24 protein-coding genes are annotated in these 22,956 nt (G+C 62.7%); 21 read left to right on the forward strand and 3 right to left on the reverse strand.

Going from position 1 to position 22,956, the window contains the following annotated elements; genetic code table 11:
* The first annotated feature begins 11 nt into the window (after positions 1-11).
* Both F7P65_RS15615 and F7P65_RS15620 read left to right on the forward strand, forming a co-directional pair.
* The gene (locus F7P65_RS15615; RefSeq protein WP_338053910.1) at positions 12-665 is read left to right on the forward strand and encodes a DUF7146 domain-containing protein; all 654 of its coding nucleotides are present in this window, start codon (positions 12-14) and stop codon (positions 663-665) included.
* An 80-nt stretch (positions 666-745) separates the two neighbouring features.
* Entirely contained in the window at positions 746-4,972 is a 4,227-nt protein-coding gene (locus F7P65_RS15620; protein WP_025551025.1) for a strawberry notch-like NTP hydrolase domain-containing protein, read from the forward strand.
* 76 nt (positions 4,973-5,048) lie between these two features.
* Here F7P65_RS15620 and F7P65_RS15625 read toward each other — a convergent pair whose 3' ends face one another.
* On the reverse strand, positions 5,049-5,519 hold the full coding sequence (locus tag F7P65_RS15625; RefSeq protein ID WP_025551026.1) for an NUDIX domain-containing protein: 471 nt from the start codon (positions 5,517-5,519) through the stop codon (positions 5,049-5,051).
* 194 nt (positions 5,520-5,713) lie between these two features.
* On the opposite strand from F7P65_RS15625, the gene F7P65_RS15630 reads away from it, so the two are divergent.
* On the forward strand, positions 5,714-6,190 hold the full coding sequence (locus F7P65_RS15630) for a hypothetical protein (RefSeq protein WP_025551028.1): 477 nt from the start codon (positions 5,714-5,716) through the stop codon (positions 6,188-6,190).
* Here F7P65_RS15630 and F7P65_RS15635 read toward each other — a convergent pair whose 3' ends face one another.
* Positions 6,191-7,372: a hypothetical protein gene (locus F7P65_RS15635; RefSeq protein ID WP_150293331.1), complete on the reverse strand. Its 1,182-nt coding sequence runs from the start codon at positions 7,370-7,372 to the stop codon at positions 6,191-6,193. It abuts the gene before it with no gap.
* A 211-nt stretch (positions 7,373-7,583) separates the two neighbouring features.
* Here F7P65_RS15635 and F7P65_RS15640 point away from each other — a divergent pair, with 211 nt between their 5' ends.
* The 5 genes from F7P65_RS15640 (at position 7,584) to F7P65_RS15660 (ending at position 11,906) form a co-directional block, all read left to right on the forward strand.
* Positions 7,584-9,653: a ParB/RepB/Spo0J family partition protein gene (locus F7P65_RS15640; RefSeq protein WP_150293333.1), complete on the forward strand. Its 2,070-nt coding sequence runs from the start codon at positions 7,584-7,586 to the stop codon at positions 9,651-9,653.
* Positions 9,654-9,738: 85 nt separating this feature from the next.
* Positions 9,739-10,686: an ArdC family protein gene (locus F7P65_RS15645; RefSeq protein ID WP_150293335.1), complete on the forward strand. Its 948-nt coding sequence runs from the start codon at positions 9,739-9,741 to the stop codon at positions 10,684-10,686.
* A 15-nt stretch (positions 10,687-10,701) separates the two neighbouring features.
* Complete coding sequence (locus F7P65_RS15650) at positions 10,702-11,022, forward strand: DUF5983 family protein (protein WP_025549026.1); 321 nt, start codon at positions 10,702-10,704, stop codon at positions 11,020-11,022.
* A gap of 31 nt (positions 11,023-11,053) precedes the next feature.
* Entirely contained in the window at positions 11,054-11,665 is a 612-nt protein-coding gene (locus F7P65_RS15655) for a DUF6927 domain-containing protein (RefSeq protein ID WP_025549024.1), read from the forward strand.
* Positions 11,666-11,705: 40 nt separating this feature from the next.
* Positions 11,706-11,906, forward strand: a complete 201-nt coding sequence (locus F7P65_RS15660) for a hypothetical protein (RefSeq protein ID WP_025549023.1) — start codon at positions 11,706-11,708, stop codon at positions 11,904-11,906.
* A gap of 57 nt (positions 11,907-11,963) precedes the next feature.
* Here F7P65_RS15660 and F7P65_RS15665 read toward each other — a convergent pair whose 3' ends face one another.
* Positions 11,964-12,455, reverse strand: a complete 492-nt coding sequence (locus F7P65_RS15665) for a hypothetical protein (protein WP_037482398.1) — start codon at positions 12,453-12,455, stop codon at positions 11,964-11,966.
* A 122-nt stretch (positions 12,456-12,577) separates the two neighbouring features.
* On the opposite strand from F7P65_RS15665, the gene F7P65_RS15670 reads away from it, so the two are divergent.
* From F7P65_RS15670 to F7P65_RS22400, 13 genes are all read left to right on the forward strand, one after another.
* Positions 12,578-13,180, forward strand: coding sequence for a DUF7007 domain-containing protein (locus tag F7P65_RS15670; RefSeq protein ID WP_025549020.1), 603 nt, complete (start codon positions 12,578-12,580; stop codon positions 13,178-13,180).
* Positions 13,177-14,190, forward strand: coding sequence for a deazapurine DNA modification protein DpdA family protein (locus F7P65_RS15675; RefSeq protein WP_025549019.1), 1,014 nt, complete (start codon positions 13,177-13,179; stop codon positions 14,188-14,190). Before F7P65_RS15670 ends, F7P65_RS15675 begins: the two co-directional genes overlap by 4 nt.
* Before the next feature lie 208 nt (positions 14,191-14,398).
* Positions 14,399-16,030 (forward strand): PRTRC system ParB family protein, encoded by a 1,632-nt coding sequence (locus F7P65_RS15680; RefSeq protein WP_025549017.1) that lies wholly within the window; start codon positions 14,399-14,401, stop codon positions 16,028-16,030.
* Positions 16,031-16,059: 29 nt separating this feature from the next.
* Positions 16,060-16,491, forward strand: a complete 432-nt coding sequence (locus tag F7P65_RS15685) for a PRTRC system protein E (protein ID WP_025549016.1) — start codon at positions 16,060-16,062, stop codon at positions 16,489-16,491.
* A gap of 45 nt (positions 16,492-16,536) precedes the next feature.
* Entirely contained in the window at positions 16,537-16,743 is a 207-nt protein-coding gene (locus F7P65_RS15690; protein WP_025549015.1) for a PRTRC system protein C, read from the forward strand.
* A 219-nt stretch (positions 16,744-16,962) separates the two neighbouring features.
* On the forward strand, positions 16,963-17,910 hold the full coding sequence (locus F7P65_RS15700; RefSeq protein WP_240334328.1) for a hypothetical protein: 948 nt from the start codon (positions 16,963-16,965) through the stop codon (positions 17,908-17,910).
* 7 nt (positions 17,911-17,917) lie between these two features.
* A complete protein-coding gene (locus F7P65_RS15705; RefSeq protein WP_150293336.1) occupies positions 17,918-18,751 on the forward strand; it encodes a PRTRC system protein B in 834 nt (277 codons plus the stop codon).
* On the forward strand, positions 18,748-19,407 hold the full coding sequence (locus F7P65_RS15710) for a PRTRC system protein A (RefSeq protein ID WP_025549010.1): 660 nt from the start codon (positions 18,748-18,750) through the stop codon (positions 19,405-19,407). The genes F7P65_RS15705 and F7P65_RS15710 overlap by 4 nt, the downstream gene beginning before the upstream one ends.
* The gene (locus F7P65_RS15715; RefSeq protein ID WP_025549009.1) at positions 19,397-20,155 is read left to right on the forward strand and encodes a PRTRC system ThiF family protein; all 759 of its coding nucleotides are present in this window, start codon (positions 19,397-19,399) and stop codon (positions 20,153-20,155) included. Before F7P65_RS15710 ends, F7P65_RS15715 begins: the two co-directional genes overlap by 11 nt.
* Before the next feature lie 66 nt (positions 20,156-20,221).
* Positions 20,222-20,863 carry a hypothetical protein gene (locus tag F7P65_RS15720; protein WP_025549007.1) on the forward strand — a complete coding sequence of 214 codons (642 nt, stop codon included), beginning with the start codon at positions 20,222-20,224 and terminating at the stop codon, positions 20,861-20,863.
* A 7-nt stretch (positions 20,864-20,870) separates the two neighbouring features.
* Positions 20,871-21,335 (forward strand): hypothetical protein, encoded by a 465-nt coding sequence (locus F7P65_RS15725; RefSeq protein WP_025549006.1) that lies wholly within the window; start codon positions 20,871-20,873, stop codon positions 21,333-21,335.
* Complete coding sequence (locus F7P65_RS22205) at positions 21,332-21,595, forward strand: hypothetical protein (RefSeq protein WP_052816685.1); 264 nt, start codon at positions 21,332-21,334, stop codon at positions 21,593-21,595. The genes F7P65_RS15725 and F7P65_RS22205 overlap by 4 nt, the downstream gene beginning before the upstream one ends.
* A gap of 123 nt (positions 21,596-21,718) precedes the next feature.
* Positions 21,719-22,930 (forward strand): hypothetical protein, encoded by a 1,212-nt coding sequence (locus F7P65_RS22400; protein ID WP_240334329.1) that lies wholly within the window; start codon positions 21,719-21,721, stop codon positions 22,928-22,930.
* Positions 22,931-22,956 lie beyond the last annotated feature (26 nt).

Below are 22,956 nucleotides of genomic sequence, written 5' to 3' on the forward strand. Positions count from 1 at the left end.
AATTGACCCGAGTGCGCATCACCCAGCACGGAACACCACCTGAAACAACAAACAGAGCAGGCGCCGGCAACGCCGTTCGCATCTGGAACGAGGCGGTGGACGTTCGCAACACGCTCGCCCAACACCATCTTGCGCGACGTCACTTCACGACGATTCCGCCGGACGTCCGCTTTCATCCGCGCTGTCCCTATCTGCCAAAGCCTCACACCCAGTTCCTGCCCGCTTTGCTGGTCGCAGTTCGCGAACGACGGCAGTTGACGGCGATCCAGCGGATATTCCTCGACCCAGCTAAGGCTGACTATACGCACAAGGCGATGCTGGGCACGCCGAGGCATGGCGCCTGGCAGGGCGGATATCCCCGACGGATACTCGGGATTGCCGAAGGCTTCGAAGATGCCCGCGCCTTCACTTTGCTGCGCAACATTCCATGCTGGGCATCCCTTGGCGCGCGCCGGTTCGATCAGCTGATCATCCCCGATCATGTCGAGATCCTGATGCTCGCGCACGACAACGACGCTGAGGGACTCCGCGCCGCTAACCGGGCCGCTGAACGCTATGCGCGGCCGGGTCTTGCCATCCACCATGCTCCGCCGTCCGCAAATTTCGGCGATTGGGCCGATCTCCTCGCCGCCAGCATGGAGCAGGGGTCGAACCCCGCTGGCTGATACGGTCCGGGGCAGGAGAGGGGAGGGGGATCGGGAGAAGGAGCCGCTGCCAGGAGGGCAGCCAACCTTCGGAGATCTTCATGACCGACCTGTTCGAGGCGACTGCTCGCGCCGACCGCGACGCCGCTGACCTGCTCTGCCGCCACCTTGAACGCGATGAACTGATAACACGTCGCCACCTCAACGATGTCATGATGCAGGCCTTCGGTGGCAGCGATGCCGACGGCCGCTGGACCCAGCGTGACAGCTTCGAAATGCTGGAACATGCGCTGGCTCTGCATCTGGTGCGGCAGCCGACCCCGCCGTCATCGCTGAGCGACGTGGCATCAGCCATCGCGCTCGCTGATCGCTTGCCCACCCAGACAGTGCGCAGCGAGGAACAGATTGCCTGGCAGCAATTCTCCACCCCCGTCGATATTGCTGCGCTCGCTGTGGTACTCGCAAATGTACAGCCTGACGACATCATCCTGGAACCCAGCGCGGGCAATGGCCTGCTGATCGCCCAATGCGGTCCACATGAAGCACTGCACCTCAACGAACTGGATCCGGCCCGCCGCGCGCGGCTCGCCTCCGCATTCCCTCGTGCCAGCATCACCGGCCATGACGGGGCGACACTCAATTCCACCCTCGCGTCAATCGAGCTGCCGACCCTTGTACTCATGAATCCGCCCTTCTCCCGGTCGATCGGGCGCGGGGCGGACGACTATGCCGCTGTCCGCCATCTGCAGGCGGCCCTTCGCTTGCTCCGCCCCGGCGGCAGGCTGGTAGCGATCATGCCTGACTGGTTCGGTCCCGGCGGTCGGATGCGCGACCAGTTCGAAACCACCCTGCGCGACACCAGCGTGCGAACGTCGCTGCGTCTCGAAAAATGCTACACCAAGCATGGCACGTCGATCGCCGTCAGGCTGCTTGTGATCGACAAGGTGGCGGGCGGCACTCTTCCATCCACGATCCAGCGCGCCTCCGTTGCGGAATTCCTCGATTGCTGTGTGGTCACGCCGCGCGCCGAGCTTCGCGCAATCTCCGCGCCCGCGCCCAAACGCAGTTCGGGCATCTCCCTTTTCCGCGCCGTTAAAAGCAGCAAGCCTGCGCCACGATCCTGGCACGCGCCTGTGAAGAATGATGTCCTGCCGGTCGACTACACGCCGCTCGATATTCCGGCGCCGCTGCTGGAGCAAACCGGCATCTATCTTCCCTATCGGCCAAGCCGCATCGCGTTCGCGTCCGCCGGCGAGCATCCCACCGCTCTGGTGGAATCGATCGCCATGGGGTCGATCCCGGCGCCGATCCCAAGCTACGTCCCGCAATTGCCCGAACGGACGGTGACGGAACGGCTCCTCTCAGCCTCCCAGCTCGAAACCGTCGTCTATGCTGGCCACGCCTGGTCGCAATTCCTGCCGGGACACTCGATGCCCGACAAGGAGGGAGTCGGCCTTGTCAGCGCCGAAGACGGCGACCGTTATCGCAAGGGCTTCTTCTTAGGCGACGGCACCGGGGCAGGGAAGGGGAGGCAGGTGGCCGCCTGCATCCTCGATAATTGGCTCGCCGGCCGTCGCCGCAACATCTGGGTCACCAAGAATGAGCCACTGCTCGAAGACGCCCGGCGAGACTGGACCGCGCTGGGCGGCGTCGCAGCCGATATCCAGCCGATCAACAACTGGAAGATCGACGAGCCCATCACGCTCCAGGACGGGGTGCTGTTCGTCACCTATCCGACCCTGCGCTCGATGCGATCCGATCATAGCCGCTTGCGGCAGATCATTGAGTGGGCAGGGGCCGATTTCGAAGGCGTGATAGCCTTCGACGAAGCCCACGAGATGGGTGGCGTGGCAGGCGGGGAGGGGGCTCTTGGCGCCAAGGCCGGATCGCAGCAGGGAATATGCGGCGTCCGGCTCCAGAACCATCTGCCGCTCGCGCGCGTCCTTTATGCGTCGGCCACCGGTGCCTCCGAGGTCAACAATCTCGCCTATGCGGTGCGTCTGGGCTTGTGGGGACCGGAGACTTCCTTTGCCGATCGGGAACGGTTCATCACCGATATCCGTCAGGGCGGGATTGCGGCCATGGAGTTGGTAGCGCGCGATCTCAAGGCCATGGGCCTCTACCTCTGCCGGGCGCTGAGCTTCACCGGCGTCGAATATGATGTGCTCAAGCACAGTCTGACCCCGGCGCAGGTCGAGATTTACGACACTTATAGCTCGGCGTGGAGCGTGATTCATCGAAACGTAGAGGCGGCGCTCGAACTGACGGGCGTCGTCGACGGTATCGAGAACATGACCCTCAATAGCGGCGCCAAGGCCGCGGCACGATCGCGCCTGCACAGCACGGTGCAACGCTTTTTCGGTCAAGTGCTTCTCTCGATGAAATTGCCGACGGTGATCGCTGCGGTCGATCACCATTTGCGCCAGGGTCAATCGGTGGTACTCCAGCTTGTCACCACGGCGGAGTCCATTCTCGACCGCAGGCTTGGGGCGCTCAGCCCCGACGAACGGGCGGAATTGAACCTGGACTTGTCTCCGGTCGATTTCATGGTCGATTATCTCGAACGCGCCTTTCCGACGCGGCAGATGCGGGTCTTCACCGACGATACCGGTACGCCGCGATCGGAGCCAATGACCGATGATCATGGTAATCCTGTCTATAATCCGCAGGCTGAAGCGGCACGCGCCGGGCTCATCGAACATATCTGCGCACTTCCGCCGATCGCGTCCGCGCTCGATGGCCTGCTGGAGCATTTCGGCCATGATCATGTCGCCGAGGTTACGGGGCGGACTAAAAGGCTGGTCTCGATAGGCGGCGGCGCGCAGAAGCTGGAAAGCCGGTCCACACGCTCGTCCCAGGCGGACGCTGCGGCATTCATGGCTGGGGCCAAGCGCATCCTGGTCTTTTCCGACGCCGGCGGCACCGGCCGTTCCTATCACGCGTCGCTCGACGTGGTGAACCAGGAGCAGCGCGTTCATTTCCTGCTCGAGCCGGGGTGGCGCGCCGACCGGGCAATTCAGGGCCTCGGCCGAACCCACCGGACGCACCAGGCAAGCTCCCCGCTGTTCCGGCCGGTCACGACCGACTGCAAGGGTGAACTGCGCTTCACTAGCACGATCGCCCGACGGCTCGATAGTTTGGGCGCGCTCACGCGCGGCCAGCGTCAGACCGGTGGCCAGAATCTCTTCGATCCCGCCGACAATCTTGAGAGCGAATATGCCTGCGCTGCGCTTACGAGCTGGTTCCACCTGCTGGTGACCGGCAAACTCCAGAGCGTCAGCTTTACCGAGTTCGAGGAGCTGACCGGTCTCGAACTGACCTACAAGGACGGCATATTGAGGGACGACCTGCCGCCGATCCAGCGCTGGCTCAATCGCCTGCTGGCGCTCCCCATCAATCTCCAGAACAGGATATTCGACGAGTTCCTGACGCTGGTGGAAACCCGTGTCACCGCGGCGCGCGAAGCGGGGCGGCTCGATGTCGGCGTTGAAACCATGCTGGTCGATGATGCGACCATCCTTGAAGATACGGTGCTGCGCACCGATCCGCTGAGCGGCGCGACGTCGCATCTGCTCACCATAGAGGTGGCCCGGCGCCGAACGCCGGTGTCGCTGGAGCGCATCCTGCGGATCGCCGACGCGGACGACACCTCGGAATTTCTCATCAACGGCAAGTCCGGCAAGGTGGCGCTGCAGATGCAGGCTCGATCCCTCATGGAAGAGAAGGACGGTACGCCCATTCCCCGCGTAGAGCTGATGCGGCCCACCCGGCGCGAATATCAGCGCGTCGCGGACATGTTCGAAACCGCCTGGAAACCCATCTTGCGCGAGGAATTTGCCGAGCGCTGGGCGGCCGAGGCCGACGAAGCTGCGCAGACGCTGGAACGCGAGACCATCCGCATTGCGACGGGCCTGCTATTACCCATCTGGTCCGCGCTGCCGAGCGATCATCTGATCGTCAACCGCATTGCCACGGCCGACGGTCGGTCCTGGCTCGGCCGCATGGTCTATGATGAGCATGTCGCCCACCTCTACACCAAGCTTGGCGTGGATCGTGCCGACAATCTCCCTGTCGACCAAATTGCGAAATCTGTTCTGTCGGGTCGCAGCGTCGAACTTGTCCGTCCCTTCGCGATGACCGTCAAGCGGGCGATCGTGAACGGCAAGTCACGAATCGAATTGGTGGGAGTGCCGGCGGCCCAACTGTCCTGGCTCAAATCCTTGGGGGCGTTCACTGAAATCATCGCTTTCCGAACGCGTGCCTTCCTGCCGGTTTCAGAAGCCGAAGCGATCATTGGCAAAATTCTGAACAAATCGTCATTGGATTGAGTTATCATCAAATTTATTGACGTTCTGCAATTCGACGGAAATCGTAGCTTCTGCAGTGGAAATCTGCGAAATCAAGCTACGCTTTCCGTTGAACATAGATTGCGGCGGCTTCTATGAAATATGTCGACCATTTGCTTAGGTTAGAAGGAAGATTATTCACATCAAATGTCGCAACAGATTCAATTTCGAAATTGGGCCTGAACGTGAATTCTGCGTCGTTGACCCGGATCAAATCGATAGACGCCGGCGCGCCAGACAACGGTCGATCCAATGATACCAGAATGTCCACATCGGTCCATCGAGTCAGGCCGATTTCCTCACGCAACTCCCGCAGCGCAGCAGCGGTCGGCTCTTCATCGGCGCGCCGCCCGCCACCAGGGAGACTCCAGCCGGGCGAATAGGTCTGCCGCACAAGCACGAGCTGACCGTCTGGGGTAAAGGCCATGACCATCACCCCGTAGATGGTTCTCCCCCTGAACCGCCAATAGGCGCGTCGTATCCGATCGGCGGCTTTCATGGCAGGCCGGATGAGAATGAGGAGACGCATCTGCTGTCCATAGCATGGACGCAAATCCAATCGATAGCGCTTCACGGTCCTGACATCAAACTGACCTATTATTGTGCTGAATTTGGTCCGGCTTAGGAGCGTTACCTCGTTTGAGCCGCATTGACGACTCAGTGTGACTATGAAAATTTACGCTACGGAAAGGCGGGATAACACCGCCGCCAGGAGAGGATGCCATGCCAGATTTCGCGCTTAGCAGTGCGTCTCATATTTCGTCTGTGCCCGCCGTTCTCCTATCGGACGTGGGAGACTTTGACGACTGCTTCGAGCCGCATGGAAGGGGCGAGATGCTCCCGTTCCTCATGCAGATCGAGAGGAATAAATCCGCCCTGCTATCAGCGGGTGAGTTCGTCCAGAAGCAAAGCGTGGCAACCGTTCTGGGCGCGACCGCGCAAGCCCGCGGCGCTCCATCCTTCGCTCGCCAGGCGTCCGAGCATTCCCTTCGTTTCATGGAGGCTGTGGCGACCGATTTGGTGTCTGCGGTTACCCGGAAGGATATCAACGACGAATGGGCTGATCCAATCGCCGATCATGCGAACGCGAACAGTCCCGTCGTCAATGCGATCGAACAAACGAGTGACCTGATGTTGGCCGTCGGCCGTTCGTTTTTCTCGGTTTGGGCTACCATGCTCGGAACATCCGCACGCCCCTGATTATTGGCTGATTTCCCACGGCGGACTGTCGCGGACCGCAGCCAGGGCCAATTGCTGTGCGTCACTCGAAAGCTCCGGTTCTCGCCTCAGCCGATTGGCCAATTGCACGATGCTGCGCTGAAACGCCTTGTCTCCACTGATGCGCGACGTGACCCCCAGGTTGCGCAATTCGGCAAGATCCAGCGCCAGCAGGGCAACCCCTTCCGCGATGTCAGCCAACCCGACATTGCGGATTTCCGCGAGAGCATCGTGCTGTCCCCGGCCGTAGAGACTGATCTCGACCAGCCCATCAGCCGAAAGTCGGCCGATGGGCTGGCCCTCAAACCGGACTTCGCCTGCGGCACAGATGAGGCCGGGGCTCACACTCCACGACAGCTTGTCCCGAATACCGGCCAGCCAGCTCGACAATATCGTAAATTTGCGCAAAAATGCCTTTTGGAAGGGCGCACTGCGATTGTGCCCCAGCTCGAACGCTGCGGGAATCCGTTCAAGCTGATCGGCGAGCGACGGGCCGTTGAAAAAGGCATCGGCGCTGAAATGCCGCAATTCCAGATAGCCGTTGAGCGTCTTGGCGAAATTGGCGGCATAGCCCTTGTCATAACCCGCGCGTTGTTTGAGTAGATTGTCGAGGGCGCTACCTGCCAACAACCTGCCATCCGGATCATGGGCCAGGTGTCGTAGCAACCCTGTTCCCACGGCATGGCGCTGTAATCCTGTATAGGGCGTAAAGAGCCGATCATTGCGTGCTAGCAGCAGCAGTTCGTCCACACCGGTTATGAACCGGCTGGGGTCAAGCCGATGCCTGTCGCCGGCATCGATATTGATGTGCCAACCGCAATCGTTGGTGCTTTCGTCCCCGGTGAAATTATAGACCCCGTCGATCACATCGATGGCTTCGATGATTTCCCCCCGGACGACATCGGCTTCCTCGAACGGAAGAGGCGGAGTGAGCAGTTCGACCCCGGCAACGCGGTCGTCGGGCCAATTTAGCGGATCGAGCCCATATTCCGCGACCACATAGAAGCCCGGTTTGCTCGGCGGCCGGATCGGCGCCGACCATAGCCGGCCGGTTTCCACCCGCAGTTTTGACGCGAGAGACCTACAGAAAGCGGGCGACGCCTTGTCCATCGGGCCAAACGCGCTCAGCCCCTTCGCAAATGACGGCTCATCCAGGTCACCCAATATGACCTCGATTTCGAAACCTGCGCGCCAATGCTCATTTGCTGTCATGGCACACACCGTAGGGCAACCGTGTGACGGATAGAAGGGCCGTTCTCCGCGCTTTTCGTCGAGCGTTCACGAGCATCCGCGGGCGTCCAGCGCCCAAATGAAAGGGAAGGGGGAGCGGGTGCTGGTGTCCGGGCTGGTCCGGATGCCAGTAGGAGTCATCCCCGTGAATCAATCCATCAAGCTCTCCAAACTCCGCCTTTCCCCGATCAATGTACGTACCCGGCCCGATGATCAGCTCAAGATCCCGGAAATGGCAGCCACCATCCAAGGGCACGGGCTGCTCAAGAACATCCTTGTCAGGGCCGTGAGCAAGCCGCGCGGCACCTTCGAAGTCCTGGATGGTGGTCGTCGCTATCGCGCGCTCATGTTGCTGGTGGAACGGGGCGTCATCGATGCCGCAACCTATGAAGTGCCCTCCAAGGTTCTGGAAGGCGACGAGGCGATGCTCAGTGAAGTCTCGACGATCGTCAACAACTCGCACCTTGATCTCACGCCTGCCGAGGAATGCCGGGCGTTTCAACATTTCATCGGTCTGCACGGCGACATCGACGGCGTCGCCAAGCGTTTCGGCGTCACTCGCCGTTTCGTTGAAGGGCGCCTGCGCCTTGCCGCGCTCGCCGAGCCGATCTTCGATGCGCTCAGCAATGGCGATATCACCCTCGACCTCGCCAAGGCGTTCGCCTCGACCGAGAACCAGCAAAAGCAGCTGCTCGTCTGGAACAGCTACGACACGACCCATGCGTCCGCTGATACCATCAGGCGGGCGATCGCCAATGAATCCATGAAGGCAAGCGATCCCGTCGCGATCCTGGTGGGACAGGAGCGCTATATCGCGGCCGGCGGCAAGGTCGACCCGGATCTGTTCAGCGAAGATGGCGACCGCTGGATCGATCCCGAGGTCGCCCATCGGCTCGCCGGCGATATCATGGAGGCGGAAGCCAAGCGGGTCGGCGAGGAACTGGGCATCGCCTGGATACGTCCGATCGCGACCGCTTATACCCATAGCGCGGCACAGGGCCTCTATCGTGCTATCCTTCCCCAGCCGGACCTGACGCAAGAGCAGCAGCAACACCTGGACCACATCCTCGAACGCCGCTCCGCGATCAACGAACAGATGGAAGACGAGACTCTGGAAGAGGAGGCGTGGCGCCTGCTCAAGGCGGAAGACGACCGCCTCTTCGCTGACCTTAGGGAGATCGAAAACCGCGCGCCCGTGCTGCCCGACAGCTATAAACCCCTGGTCGGTGCATTTCTGACCCTCCAGCCCAACGGCCAGATGAAGCTCGACAGCTGCTATTATAGTGAGCAACCGATCCGTACCGAGGCCGAGGAGGATGGCGAGGGCGGCGGCGACAGTGCCACGATCCGCCGTCCGACGGTTGGATTGCCATCGGCCCCTGAACGGCCCCGCGCGCCGGAAGCGGTGGCCCCTGACGGCAAGGCGCTCAGCGCCCGACTGGCCGACGAGCTGGCGGTCCAGCGGCGCGACGTCCTTGGCGCAGCCCTCCTGGGCGATCCAGCCCTCGCGCTCGATTATGCGATCTTCTGCATGGCGCAAAGTCGCACCCAGGACGATCAGTCGGCGGGTTCGACCATCGTGGCGGCGGCACCGCAGGACCCTGCCACTGCCGGCGTCCCCGGCTCGCGTGCCCGTGACTATCTGGTGGAGGCGATGGACGGGCTCGATGCCGGGTGGGCGGGGCATCCATGTGTCGTCGACCGGTTCGAAGCATTCCGCGCGCTGAGCGATGACAGCAAGGTGGCATGGCTCGCCTATCTGACGGCCGTATCGCTGGTCGCCAGGACCGGCCAGAACCCGCTCCACAACCGGCTCGCCACCATTCTCGACGTCAATTGCGCCCTGTGGTGGCGCCCGACCGCCGAGAATTACTTCGACCGGATCTCCAAGGGCTCGACCCTGGCGCTCCTCAATGACGTCGGCGGCCCAGCGATCATGGCACGCCATGCGACGCTCAAGAAGGGGGAGTTGTCGGGAAGCTGCGAGAAGCTGTTTGCAGGGGCGTCCATTGTCGAACCGGAAGTGAAGGAGGCGGCCCTCGCCTGGGTGCCCGACGCCATGCGCTTCCTCGATAAACCCAGCGGCAGCGCCGAACCGATTGTGCCTTCCGAGGCCGAGTTGTCCGAGGCCGCAGAGCCGATCGCGCAAGCCGACGATACCGGCTGTGAAGACGAGGAATCCGAGGAAATCGACGAGGCCGCGCAAGCCGCCTGATCGACCCCTCCCATCACTGCATGACCCGTCGGAACCGGCAATACAGTTCCGGCGGGTCAACCCTCCCTACGCAAGGTGAACAGCCATGGCGCCCAGGAAGACAAGCCGTGAGGTCGCGGCGGATATCACCGCGCTCTTTATCCGCAAGCTGGAAGAGGGGGTGGCACCCTGGAAACGGCCCTGGACCGTCGGCGGTGCAGGTGGCCGGCCGCTGCGCCATTGCGCTACTCCCTACACAGGCATCAACACCCTCTATTTATGGGCGATCGCCGACGCCTGCGGCTATCGTTCCCGCTTCTGGATGACAAGCAGGCAGGCCGAGGCACTGGGCGGCAACGTCCGACTGGGCGAATGGGGCTCGCTCTGCGTCTATTATTCAGCCGCGACGAAGCGGGAAAGCGACCCCGCAACGGGCGAGGAGCGCGATCGCAAGTTCCGCTTTCTGCGCCACTATGTCGTTTATAATTGCGATCAGATCGATGGCCTCCCCGCTTTCTATTATCCGCCCCTCATCCCGGACACGCCCATCGACCCGTCGGCGCGGCAGGCGGAGATCGACCGCTTCTTCAAAGCCATTCCGGCCGATGTGCGTCACGGCGGGAATGAAGCCTATTATAATCCCTCGCGCGACTTCATCCAGTTACCGCATCCGCGCTCGTTCAAATCCATGGACTATTATGCCAGTATTCGTGCCCATGAGAGCCTGCACTGGTCAGGTTCGGCATCACGCCTTGGCAGAGTTTTCGGAAAGAGGTTCGGCGACAAGGCCTATAGTTTCGAAGAACTCGTTGCCGAAATAGGTTCCGGTCTGATTTGCGCTGACCTTGGACTGCCCACTGAACTTCACGACAATCACGCAAGCTATGTTAGTCACTGGATCGGCATATTGAAAGCGGATTCGACCGCCATCATTCACGCCGCTTCGAAAGCCGAGCAGGCATTCACCTATTTGCGCCAGTTCAGCGAAAGCTCGAACGACGCAGGACCGCCAATGGCTCCTGCCGCGCAAGACGCGCCCGCGCCTGTGGCCTGACCTGGAGAATCCATCATGTCCCTTGAAGTCTCGATGATGCTCCATCTCTCGACCGCCCATGTCCCGCCGGCCCTGGCCGAGGATCTCGACCGCCATGTCGAAATTCTTCATCCCCTTGGACGCATCGGCGATCCAGCCCAGTGGCAAAGTCACATCGTGGCCGAACGCTGGGCCGAATATGGCTGGTTTATCTGGGTCCGATCCAGTGGACGCGACCTGATGCCGAGGCCGCTTCAGGATTGCCTCGCCTTTGCCGATGGCGTGGGCGCGACCTGGATTCAGTTCGATCGCGACTGCGAACCGATCGACCAGCTTCCCACTTATGATTGGTCCTGACCAATCACCCTTTCAAACAAGGAGACCTGTCATGGGTTGGCTCACCATGTCCTTCAGTTCCATGGGCGGTCACAAGACCGCGAAGTTCTATCTCGACGCGCAATTGACCTATGATCACAAGTTGGACGACGGTTCGACCCAAGGCCTTAGAGTTATCGCTTCATCCTGTCCCGGCAATCGCGTCTATTATGCGGCTGCTCAAACAATCACCAATGGCGTGCCCGGCGAGATCTTCGCTGTTGTCTGTCTTGTCAGATGGAGCCCACACAGTCGCAGTGGTGAGCAGTTTGGATATAAGGATATGACTGAATCCATGGGGCCGGGTGAAGCGGAATGTCCAGCCGACATCCTTTCATTGTTGACGACAACGGACCGGGAATATTCTCTGGATTGGCGTCGGCGCTGTTTTGCCCGGCTGCGCCTGCGGTCCCGTAGCATCCGCAACGGCGACCGTGTGCGTCTGGGCTCTCCCATGCAGTTCACGGACGGATCCACGCGCGATGAATTCATCGTCGAAAAGCGCGGCCGCACTTTGCGTTTCCGCGATGTGCATGGCGGTGGCCTGTGCCGCATCAGCCATTTCATGGATCGGCACTGGATCATCGTACCAACGACCAGGGTCCACAAGACCGTCTTCGCATGAAGCGATGAACTTGCCCCCTTTGCCAGCAAGAGGTTCCACCATGTCGGCGCAGCCTGAATCCATGTCCCTGAAAAGGCGCGCACTGTGCAGCCGTGAAAATGCCGAGCGCGTCGCTTCACAAATTTTCGACCAGGGCGTCTGGCCCGTCAGCATCATCCGCACCGGCAATGCGCTTCAGCCCTTCCGGGTGTCGGTCGCCCCGGCACGGGATGATCATGTCGAAGTTGAGCTGTTGTGCTGAAAGGCGACCTGTGGTCCGAGCACCGGTCGCCTTTCAGCTTTCGGCCCGATCCTGAAATCAGCGCCGCAGCGCCTCATCCAGCCACCAGGATGATCCCTGTTTGAAGTCGCGATCCATCGTGATCATCGGGCCATCGGGTTCATCCGCCACATAGGCGTGGACCATCGGCATGGTCGGGATCTTCATGCGCAACTGCTCGCCTGCAATGCGGCCGCGATGCTCCAGCAGATGCTCCAGCCATTCGAGGTCATCGAGCATTTCGACGATGCCGCGGCCCGCGAGGCAGAAATAGATGCAGCGCTGGAAATCGTCGCACGTCTCGTTCGACAGCACCGACATCAGCTTGGTTTTGCCGGCGGGTTCCCCTTCATGGACAAAATGCGCGGCCTCGCGCAGCTCGCGCACCGAATAATAGGCATCATCGGCCGGCATGCCGATGCAGGCATTGGCGATCATCCGGCGCGTTGGCCGATTGTCCGGGTCGACGGCTGCGTCGCGCAGCAGGATGTCGAGATCGAAAAAGCGGCGGATTTCCTTTTCATGACTCACGGACTGATCTCCTTCGCAAAAGAACATATGGTGAACGATTGGCGCGGTCAACGCCGCAGGAGACAAGGCCATGAAAAGGGGAGGGGGAGCGGGCAGGGCGACCTTGTTTGAGGAGAAACAGCATGGGCTTTCTGCTTTCCCCGCAGCCGACCACCAGCATCTGGGGCGCCATCACCAGCGCCGATCAGATCCTGGCCGGCATCTGGCACGTCACGACAGCCAGCCATGGCGGCATCATCCTGTCGCCGGAGCGGCAGGCCGCAATGCCGCCCGTGCTGCGACGCGACGAGCCCTGTTATGAGGAGGACGTCGATTGGGCGCTGGTCTATCTCGCGTTCGAGGCCGAACTGCGCCGCGTCGACCGGCCGGCCATGGGTGCGGTGATCCTGCTCGCCCATGACACGGCCCGCGCCTACCACCCGCAAATCTATAGCCTGTTCACCGGCACAGAGGTTCCGCCGCGCGAAAGTCATATCCTGCGATCCATCGCCGCCTATCAAGCCGCGATCGGCGAGATCGTCGTCGTCGCTGCCTATGGCTCGCATGCCGACTGGGTGCCCGAGGGCAAGACCGGCGTCCTCGGCCGGCGTGTCCTCAGTGTCGATCATCTGGGCTTTGCGACCTTTGAAAATGTCGACCATCGCGCCCTGGTCGATGCCGGGCGCTATGACGATCGCGGGATCGTAAGCAGCTTCGTGTCGCTCGGCGCGGAACCCTTGCCGTGACGATCGAGATTATCGTCGGCCTGCCGCATCTCAACAAGGGTCCGATCCTCGACCGGGTCGTTGACCTGAAGCAGCCCGCCCTGATTTCCGCCAACTGCCAGTCGCGCTGGTCGAGCGCGAGGGGATATCGGGAATGGACCGGCTGGCGCACCAGGCAGCTCGCCAATGCGCGGCGGTTGCCGGCGCTGCATCTCGACAGTGCGGGCTTTGTGGCAACTTCTCGCTATGGCGCCTTCCCCTGGAGCATCGCGCGCTATGTTGGGCTCGCCGCCGCCTATCCGTTTCGTTGGTGGGCGAGTGCCGATTATTGCGTCGAGGCCGAGATCGCGCCCGACCGCGCCCAGGTCATCGAACGGCTCTCGCGCACCATAGCCGCCAACCGCGAATGCCGGCGCTACGCCGATGATCATGGTAATAGCTCCACCATGATGCCGGTCATCCAGGGACGGCGTCCTTGCGATTATGAGCGCTGCGTCGATGGGCTGTGGGGCATGATCGAGCGGGCCCCGCTCCTTGGCGTGGGCAGCATGTGCCGCCGCGAGGTCCATCGACCCGAAGGGCTGATCGCCGTGGTCGAGCATCTCGACCGGATATTGCCGCCGGCGATCCAGCTGCACCTGTTCGGTGTGAAGGGGCCGGCCATTCCCTATCTTCTGCCCTTTGGAAAACGCATCCGCTCGCTCGACAGCCAGGCCTATGGCACCAGCGCGCGCCACGAGGCCTTGAAGCGGAACATCAGCAAGAGTGATCGCTTCGTGGCCGATCATCTGGAAGCCTGGCTGACAGCCCAGGCCAGGCGCCTGCGGCAAAAGCCGCAGATGCTGCCGATGACCGGGCCGCAGGCATCCGATCGACCGCCGGCCGACCCCTGGGAGGCGGCGATTGCGGCGGCCCGTCGGGAAATCCAGGCGCTGATTGAACTCGGGGACCTTGACCATGATGCGATCATCGAGCCGTGGATCGAGCAATGGGCGGCCGACATCTATCTGGCCGAGGCCCCCAACCAATGAGAGGGTGAGCGCCTCGACCTCGCATCGTCGACAGAGCAATAGCGAAAGTTCGGGTGCCCGGAACGGGGAGTTGCATCCAGTTTCGTATCCAGCTGTGAACAATCGATAAAAAGGAGAGTGGGAAGGGAAGGGGTGAGCATCAGGCTCGCTGGAAAGTCGGCACGCAGCCCTGAGCGATGTGCCGCGCCACCCCATAAGGAGACCCGCCTTGACCCTACCGCAGCCCAACCCGCCCGCCATGGTCCCTCTCTCCCGGATCAGGCCCGGCTATAATCCGCGCCGCTATTTCAACCGCAAGAAGCTCGATGAACTGGTCGTTTCACTTCGCCTGCGCGGGATGATCCAGCCGATGCTTGTGCGGCCGGTTGAGGACTCAGAGGATTATGAGATTGTCGTTGGCGGGCGTCGCCACAAGGCCGCGCTCGAAGCGTTCGGTGTCGACGGCAGTGTTCCGGTGATCATCCGGGAGATGACCGATCAGGAGGCTCTGGAAGCGGCGATCGACGAAAATGACATACGCGACGATGCTTCCGAGACCGAACAGGCCGACGCCGCCGTCCGTGTCCTTGCCGCCTGCAACAACGATCGTGCCGAGGCCCTTGCGCGCCTGGGCTGGTCGCGCTCCAAATTTGATCGTCGCCTCGCGCTCGCGGGCCTTGCTGACATCGTCAAAACCGCGCTCGATGAGCGCCGGATCAAGATCGGCCATGCTGAGCTCCTCGCCGCCGTTCCGGCCGACAAGCAGGATAAGGCCCTGGAGACGATCCTGAAGGCCGACCTTGATATTGCAAAGACGCGGGAATTACTGATGCGCGTCACGCAAAGCCTCGCCGATGCCTGCTTCGACAAGAGCGAATGCACGACCTGTCCGTTCAATTCGGCGACGCAGCGCGCATTGTTCGAGACCCATGTCGATGACGGGCACTGCACCAACGCCCCATGTTTCCAGCTCAAGACCGAGGCCGTCGAAAGAGCGCAGGCGCAAGAAAAGGAGCGGGCGGCGGCGGAAGCTGGCACCACCCTGGACGATGACGAACTGGACGAACGTGTGGACGATGGTGCGGCGTCGGCCGATGCCGATGCCAGTGCCGGTGATCGTCCAGATGGCTCTGCCCCGCCACCGGCCTCCCGGTTCGCGAACCTCGCGCCCGGATCATCGCCGTCAGGCGCACCAACGAGGTCGGCCACCCGAGCCAATACCTCCGCCGTCACGGCCAAGTCCATCGCAGGACGCGCAACCGAGCTTCGCGAAGCGACATGGCGCACTGCCCTTGCGCGCGAACTGGCGGACAATCCCGGCCGGGCACAGACCACGATCCTTGTTGCCGGGCTGACCGGCACGCTCTCCGAAATCAAGTCGAACACGCTGACGTCGCGCGCCGGGCTGCTGATCGATGCGGCCTTTCCGGTTCTCAGCTTCCGCGAAAAGATCGATGCGATCGGCGACCTTTCGAGCGCACAGGCGGCGACCGTGCTTTGCGCAATTGGGGCGGCCTATGCGAGGGACGTGCAGGACTTCCGCCATGTCGCGGATCTCGCCGCGGCGTTTGCCATCGACCTGCGCCAAAGCTGGCGCGTCGATCAGGCCTTCCTTGAGCGATACACCAAGGACGAGTTGAGGTGGCTTGCCCAGGAATGCGGCCTTGTCGCGCATATGGGCGAAAAAGCCTTCGGCAAGCTGCTTGGCGGCAAGAAGGGCGATCTGATTGCTGGCATGCTGGGCGCCGTCGGCTTCGAATGGGCCGGCCATCTGCCGAGCGCGATGACCCTCGATGGGAAATATGACCCGCCGCTGATCGCCGCCCAGCCCGAAAACTCGCCCGCCGCCGTCGCGGCCTGACCGCCCCCTCTCCACAAGGACCGATACCCATGCTGATCGCAACCATGCTGCCGCTGCTTGGCCATTACTCGCTCGGCTTCGACCTCGTCGCCGGCCCGGACGACATTGTCACCCTCACCATCATTCCGCGCAACGCGGAGGGCAGGCCCCAAAGCCTTGAAAGCGGCGAAACCCGCCCGATCTCGATCACGGCCAGTGCCGCCGAGATCGATGCGGAGCTTGGCCTTGGTACCGATGGGGCACTGGGCCAACTGATGACCACCCGCAAGGCGCTTGCCGAGCAGATCGCCGAACAGCGCGAAGCTGCGGAATCAGCGCGGGAGGCCTCCGCGCAAGCGGCCAAGGCGAAGGCCACGGCGACGCCGGTCAAAGTGCCCACCTCGTCCGGCGCACTGGCAACGCCTGCGCCCAATGCCGTCCCGGCCGATGCCAAATCGGATCAACCCGCGAGCCTCTGGTGAGGAATCCGCCCGCAGCAGCTTGTCATCATCACACAGGAAGTCCCCATGCAGATCAACCATCTCGCCCGCACCTATCGCTATGACGGCATCGATCTTCCGGTGCCGCCGCACCTCGCCCATGATCCGCAGGGTCTGCGGACCTATCATGCCACGCTCTACCCCGCGATCCTCAACGCAGAACTGGTCGACGCGGGCGTGACCGGCGGCGTCCATGTCACCGAATATCGCCGCGCCGTCGGCACCAAGGGATAACCGTGCCGCGCCGCAAGGGCGCGGCCATTCCCGCCGCACCTCGCAAAACCCTGCTTGAATGGATCGAGACAGACGATGGCGACACATCCGGTCCTCCCCATCCGCCCTGCACCGAGCAGACCCAGGCCATCCATCGGCGTCTCCTCCTCGATCCGCAGAGCCGGCAGAACGAAACCGCCGAACCCCTCATACCGCCCGTCGGCCTGCGCCTCCCCCCGCTTGGTTGACCTCGCCGGGCGATCGATCCGGATATCGCCCGATATCCCGGTCATGTTCGACCAGCCGCTTAGCCCTCACCACAAGCTGATCGGGCGCTGGGTCGCAGGGCGGGATCAAGCGGCGACCTTATACACACGCCCTGCCGCCCGGCAGCATATCGAGCGCGTCTTCAACGCCGCGGTCCTGGAGGCCCTCAATTCCATCACGCTGGCAGAGCTGCGGGTCGTCGCTCTCAACGGCAACGATGAAAGGCCGCCAGCGCTTGCCTTCATCTGCGACAGCATCGGGCAGCTGGATCTGGGCTGGATCGAAACCAGCAACGCCCCGATCCCCTGGCGGGCTGCCGCTTATGCTGCGCTGGAGCAGGCCCTGGGCACGGCCCTGCCGGTTTTTACCTATGACGATCTCTTCGAAGAAATCTCGACATATTATTGGGAAGGGGAAACCGACGATGAGGGTGCGCGCCACTCCCTCATTGAATGTCATGGTGCTGACCCTTCCGAACTCGACGACTACAGCCTTCCCTCGACGATGAACGCCCGAAGACCCGACTGGATGTTCTCGGAGAATGCGGCAGCATACGGAGACCTCCCGAAGGCCTTGCGCAAGGCACTCAAGACGTTGCGCAACACCGTTCGAGATCTCCGCCGCACGTCGCCGGAGCGCAACGCCTGGCATTGTGATTTCGATATCCTCTACGACTATGTTCCCGGGCTGGAGGAATGTTCGTCATTGCCACCACTGACCCTGGTGCCGGTCGAATATTTTGCCCGCGAGGTCGATGACGTCGGACGCCACGGCATGGAATATGGCTTCATGGACGTGATCGGGCTCTGCCCGCTCGAAGACGCCGATCATGTCACCGGCTGGTTGGCGTCGCTGGAGATCGGCGTTCGCTTCCTGCTCGCCGCCCAAGAGTTGATCAACCTCGATCCAGACAGATTGTGAGGCCGCTATGAGTGATCATTCCGCTCAGTTCGAAGCGACCACTGGGGGCATGGTGCTGACCAACGCCATCCTGCTCTATCGGACCGATACAAACCGAAAGTCCAACCCTTATGGCCTGTCTGGACAGGGCGGCCCCGCCTTCGCCAGCATCCACAGCGTCGAACATGGCGACGAAACCGGACCGACCATTGCGGCGGGAACGCCGCTCACGCGCGCGCATTTGCGCCAATGGGCAGAGGCGCTCGGGCGTGCCGCGCCGCCGGAAATTCTGCCCGATGCGGTGCTGGTCGCGCATCCCGATATGCTGGTCTGGTGGACGCCGGCGCAGGTTCGTCCGGCCTATTTCCACCTGTCATCGCCTCCCGATGGACTGCGTGCCCTGTCCGGTCGGACCATCGCGCCCGTTCCCTATCCTGCCCATCTGTTCGTCGCGACGCGGCGCAGGCTTGAAATATATGCGCTCTCGCAAAGCGAGCGGCCCACCGCCGCCACGCGACTCCTCCACTCCCCCATCCTCAATGTCTTCACCGATGGATCGCTGTGCTGGGGTAATATCCCGAGGCCGAAGACCCTGGCGACGTCAGCGATACCCGAATTTGAACGCGCGCTGTTCGATTCCTGGTCCACGCATCCCAATCCCGGCCAGGAACTGACCGTCACCGGCAAGGGTGGCCTCATCAAACTCTGGGACGATCTGGCAGCGCGCGGGGCAAGCCGATTTCCGGTCAGTCGCTTGAAGCCATTCGTCCGCGATCGACGGCGAGGCAAGTCCTCGAAATCGATCGGGGCGGCCGAACCGATGACCCTCGGCCGGCTTATCCATGAAAACGCTGCGCGATGAACGCGCTTGCCGATGATCCGACTGCCGAGGCGATCCTTTCGGCCATGCCCTGCTACCCCGTTCCGCCCAATGGCCGATCGCCCGCCCTCGACGCGGTGCGCGCGGCGCGCATCGGCCATTGCCTCGCGGTGGGACGGGACGGCGTCATGCTGATCGTCCGGCGCCCCTGGCTTGCGCTCGACGTCCCGGTCACGGCGGCCATCCCCGCCTATCTGCCCTATGGCAGCAATGGCGGAGGCCGGGCGGAGCTTCGCTGCGGCCTCATACCGCAGCCATTGTTCGATCAAATTCTCGATCACTTCCGCGCGGCGCTGCCCAATGAAGCCGCAGCCTTCGTGATCTGGGAAGAGGCTGATCGGACCTTCTCCCTGCATTTCCCGGAAATCGACGAGGCAACGCCCTCCCGCCTCATCTACCGACCGCCGGTCCTGCCGGCGAACCGGCACATGATCTGCGACATCCACAGCCATGCGAAGGGACCCGCCTTCTTCAGCGCCACCGATAATGCCGACGACGCGCACGCTACCAAGATCTCGCTCGTGGTCGGCCGCCTCGATCATTCGGACGGCCCTGCCATCGCATCGCGCCTGTGCGCCGGCGGCATGTTCCTGCCTTTGCCGCGCAGTCCCTTCTCAGGATATGAAAATGCTCTCTGATACCCTTAGTCGCCACTATCTTCCTGCCGGTTTCGACAATCGCGCGATCAAGATCCTGCTCGTGGGCTGCGGAGGAAACGGCGCGCAGATGCTGATGGGGCTGGCCTCGCTCGATACCGCGCTGCGGGCCATTTCTTCGCGGTCACTGCACGTTACAGTCGTGGACGACGACATCGTCAGCGAGTCCAATCTCGGCCGCCAGCCATTTTATCGATGCGATCTCGGAAACTCGAAGGCCCATACGCTGGTCGAGCGGATCAACCTTGCCCACGGCCTTGCCTGGAAAGCCATCCATGGCCGCGCGCCGGGCGCGGTCAAGGTCGATGAGGCCGACATTCTCATCAGCTGTGTCGATACCGCCTCTGCCCGTCGCGCTTTGGGCGCTGAACTGGCGAAACCATCCAGTCCGCCCACCTATTGGATGGACCTTGGCAATCGCGCCACCGACGGACAGTTCATCATCGGCTGTCCGCGAGGAGAGAGCGATCGGGACCAACGGCGGCTTCCCACCGTCCTGGAATATTTCCCGGAAATCGCGGACGAACACCTGCCCGACGACAACAGCCCATCCTGTTCGGTCGCCGAGGCCCTCGAACGGCAATCGCTGTTCGTGAACCGGGTTCTGGCGAGCCACGCACTCGCGCTGTTGTTCGACCTGATCGGCCGGGGGTCGATCGGCCATGCCGGCGCCTTCATCAACCTGGCGAGCGGTCAATGCGTCCCGATCGCGTTGCCCAAGGCCGACTGACCGGGGGAGAGGAGAGAAGGGGAGGGGTGGTCGAGCGCATGTGCGCTTGAAACCGGAGATTCCCTCATGAGTTACGACCTTGCCTTCCGCCACAACCAGGCGTTGGATCCCAGCGGCTGCATCACGATCGCCTCGACCGTCCACGCGCTCGAAGCCGCGATCACCGATTGCCGCAATGCCGGCAAGGATATCGAAGCCGACCCCGCGGTGATCCTGCTTGCCCGGCATTTCAGCAGCGTTTGCTCTGACCGTCCGGCCGAGGCCGAGCTGCGAAAGGCGTGCATGGCGCAGATTGCCGATATCCGCTCCCGGCCCACCCTCCATATCCTCTGCGACCGGGGAGTTGCCTATGATCCGCCCGCCAAACGCGCGTTTCACGCCGAGGGCCGCCGCGCGCTCATGCGGCTGGCCGATGCGTTGGGCCTCGCGCCTGGTTCCTTCACCGTGCGGTCCAACCAGGCCGGACCGGGCGTATCCGGCGACGTCACCCTGCGCGGCGATGAGGTCTGGGTTCAGCTCTCCGTTTCCCTGATGGGGCCGGATCACGAGATCTGCTTCCGGCGGGTACAGGGACGCGACGATCATATTGGCGAACGCAACAACTGGGCGTCGGTTCGCGAGCTTCTCGATCCTGTGAGACTTTGCCATCGCATCCGGCGCGAACTCAAGCTGCCGTCCTCGCGCGTCCCGCAACGCCTGATCCCGTGAGGCCGCCATGGAGATGCTCGCCATCCGCACCCGCATGGTCGATCCGAGGCCGCTCTATGCCTACCGGGTCTATGTGCCCTTCCATCAGATTTCGCCCGAGCGACAGGCCCTCATCCACTATCGCACGAACTTTGGCCATTTCCGGTCCGGGGACCATTTCGCGCGTCTGGCGGACGTCATTGCCCCGATGGCGCATCTCCAGCGACCGCCTGGCTTCGATCGTTATGTGGAGGGGCGGGACCTCCACCGCGTGGCCGACCGCCTGGAGGCGATCATCATCGGCCATGTTTTTCCCGAAATGACGGCCACGACCCCGCCGCTCCTTTATGAAGCCGCGATAGATGTGGAAAGCCGCCATGTCGTGATCCGGGTTATGGACCTCACCGGCACCTTCGCCACGATCCGGGACCAGCTCGACACAATCACGGCGAACGATCTTGGGGTCGAGACGATCAAAGGGATCGAGCCATGATGCTGGACAGCTTCGATCCCGCCGACCCCGCCTGCTGGCTTGGCCGAGGCCGGACAGCCGATCACGCCGCGATACTGGCAGACATCTGGCGAACCTATCCCGACCTGCCCGCAAGCGTTCCGCAGAACGAACGCCTCGCCCGTATCCGTGAGCGGGTCCAGGCCATGCGTCCGCTCACCGAGGAAATCGCCCGGAAAACCGAGGCCGAGCGCCACGCCCGCAATTTCGTCTTCACGGAAAGAAAGGTCGCCCGCGGCTAGGGCCTGGACACGGACAAGGCTATCCTCATCGGCCGCGCGGATCACGGCTATGACTGGGATCAGGCCGTCCAATATGCCCATGGCTGGTACGCCGCCACTTCAGGGGCAGTAGCGCGCGGTCCCATGAAACCGCTCAGAGGCGGCCTCGATCCCGCGATTGTGGCGGCCTATCATCAGGGTTTTCGAGATGGCGGCGGCAATCACGATGACCTGTTCGACGCCGCCCGCCGTGCCAATCTGGCTGCGGCCCGCGAGGCCAGGGCGAGCAAGGCCATGCCTGTGCGTGTCGCGAGGCCGCTGCCGTCCAATTGGCCCCAGCCCAGCGATGCACCGCGCGCCTCGCCATGGCATCGCAGGCTCATCATCATGGGTGCGCCCGAGGCCTTGGATGGCATGGCCGATCGGCTGCTGAAGGAGCCGGGAGGCGCCGACGCCATGGTCATCCTGCTGTGCCCGCAGATCGGCTTTCGCCTGCTCAGTGGTCGCGCTGACCTCGAAGCCCAATTGGATGCAGCGAGGGCGGATCGGCTTGCACAGGATATGTCGCAGCGCGCCGTGCTGGGCAAACTGGCCGGGCAGCAGGACTATCATGACATATTGATCGTGGCGCAGGGAGACTATCTGCGCGTGATAGATGCGCATGCCGCCGCACTTCCGCTGTGCCGGACCATGGAGCGGCTGCGCCACACCAGGCTGCTGCAAAATGCGCAGTTTCGCACCTGGCTCGCGCGAGGCCATGAACCGGGCGCGACGATCGCGGGCGGTCACATCCGGTGGAGCAAGGTTGCGCAGGGGCTTTCCGCCCGGCTGGGGGAGTTCGCCGTGCGCTATGCCGGCAAGCTACCCACCCGCGGCCACCGGATCATCGTCGAAACGCAGGATGGTAAGCCCGCCACCGGCTATGTGACGGCACAGGGTGATGCGCTCGCCTGGGAGATCACGATCTCGAACAAATCCCATCTGCGCCCCGCCATGGCATCGCATCTGCGTGCCTTCGGCGCCGCGATCCGGCTGGCGCCCCGACCCGCCGCCGATGGCGCGACCTTATTTGCGCCCCATGATCCCGCCCGCCTGGGGGAAAAAGTGAATGCCATGCGCGTCGAATTTGAAATCCGGGGCAGCTTCACCGTTCCCGAGGGAACGATGCTTGTCCCGGACACGGAGCATATCTTCCTGCTACCGACTGGCCAGATCGTTTCAGCCTATCCCGTCATCGAAATGGCAAGTGGGCCGGATGGCGACGACCATCGGGACCTCAGCTGGGACGAGGCCTCGCTGCTGGGCATCTGTCTCGATCTCACCCATCGTTATTCCGACCTGACAGCCGATGACTGACCACCAGCTACAGTCCATATGAACAG

Origin of the sequence: Sphingobium estronivorans, assembly GCF_008692605.1 — a bacterium.
Lineage (GTDB): Bacteria > Pseudomonadota > Alphaproteobacteria > Sphingomonadales > Sphingomonadaceae > Sphingobium > Sphingobium estronivorans.

Bases quoted from the DNA above. Each gene is read 5' to 3' on its own strand.
- F7P65_RS15620 (WP_025551025.1), top strand. From the start codon at position 746: ATGACCGACCTGTTCGAGGCGACTGCTCGCGCCGACCGCGACGCCGCT.
- F7P65_RS15625 (WP_025551026.1), bottom strand. From the start codon at position 5,519: ATGCGTCTCCTCATTCTCATCCGGCCTGCCATGAAAGCCGCCGATCGG.
- F7P65_RS15630 (WP_025551028.1), top strand. From the start codon at position 5,714: ATGCCAGATTTCGCGCTTAGCAGTGCGTCTCATATTTCGTCTGTGCCC.
- F7P65_RS15645 (WP_150293335.1), top strand. From the start codon at position 9,739: ATGGCGCCCAGGAAGACAAGCCGTGAGGTCGCGGCGGATATCACCGCG.
- F7P65_RS15650 (WP_025549026.1), top strand. From the start codon at position 10,702: ATGTCCCTTGAAGTCTCGATGATGCTCCATCTCTCGACCGCCCATGTC.
- F7P65_RS15655 (WP_025549024.1), top strand. From the start codon at position 11,054: ATGGGTTGGCTCACCATGTCCTTCAGTTCCATGGGCGGTCACAAGACC.
- F7P65_RS15660 (WP_025549023.1), top strand. From the start codon at position 11,706: ATGTCGGCGCAGCCTGAATCCATGTCCCTGAAAAGGCGCGCACTGTGC.
- F7P65_RS15670 (WP_025549020.1), top strand. From the start codon at position 12,578: ATGGGCTTTCTGCTTTCCCCGCAGCCGACCACCAGCATCTGGGGCGCC.
- F7P65_RS15685 (WP_025549016.1), top strand. From the start codon at position 16,060: ATGCTGATCGCAACCATGCTGCCGCTGCTTGGCCATTACTCGCTCGGC.
- F7P65_RS15690 (WP_025549015.1), top strand. From the start codon at position 16,537: ATGCAGATCAACCATCTCGCCCGCACCTATCGCTATGACGGCATCGAT.
- F7P65_RS15705 (WP_150293336.1), top strand. From the start codon at position 17,918: ATGAGTGATCATTCCGCTCAGTTCGAAGCGACCACTGGGGGCATGGTG.
- F7P65_RS15710 (WP_025549010.1), top strand. From the start codon at position 18,748: ATGAACGCGCTTGCCGATGATCCGACTGCCGAGGCGATCCTTTCGGCC.
- F7P65_RS15715 (WP_025549009.1), top strand. From the start codon at position 19,397: ATGCTCTCTGATACCCTTAGTCGCCACTATCTTCCTGCCGGTTTCGAC.
- F7P65_RS15720 (WP_025549007.1), top strand. From the start codon at position 20,222: ATGAGTTACGACCTTGCCTTCCGCCACAACCAGGCGTTGGATCCCAGC.
- F7P65_RS15725 (WP_025549006.1), top strand. From the start codon at position 20,871: ATGGAGATGCTCGCCATCCGCACCCGCATGGTCGATCCGAGGCCGCTC.
- F7P65_RS22205 (WP_052816685.1), top strand. From the start codon at position 21,332: ATGATGCTGGACAGCTTCGATCCCGCCGACCCCGCCTGCTGGCTTGGC.
- F7P65_RS22400 (WP_240334329.1), top strand. From the start codon at position 21,719: ATGAAACCGCTCAGAGGCGGCCTCGATCCCGCGATTGTGGCGGCCTAT.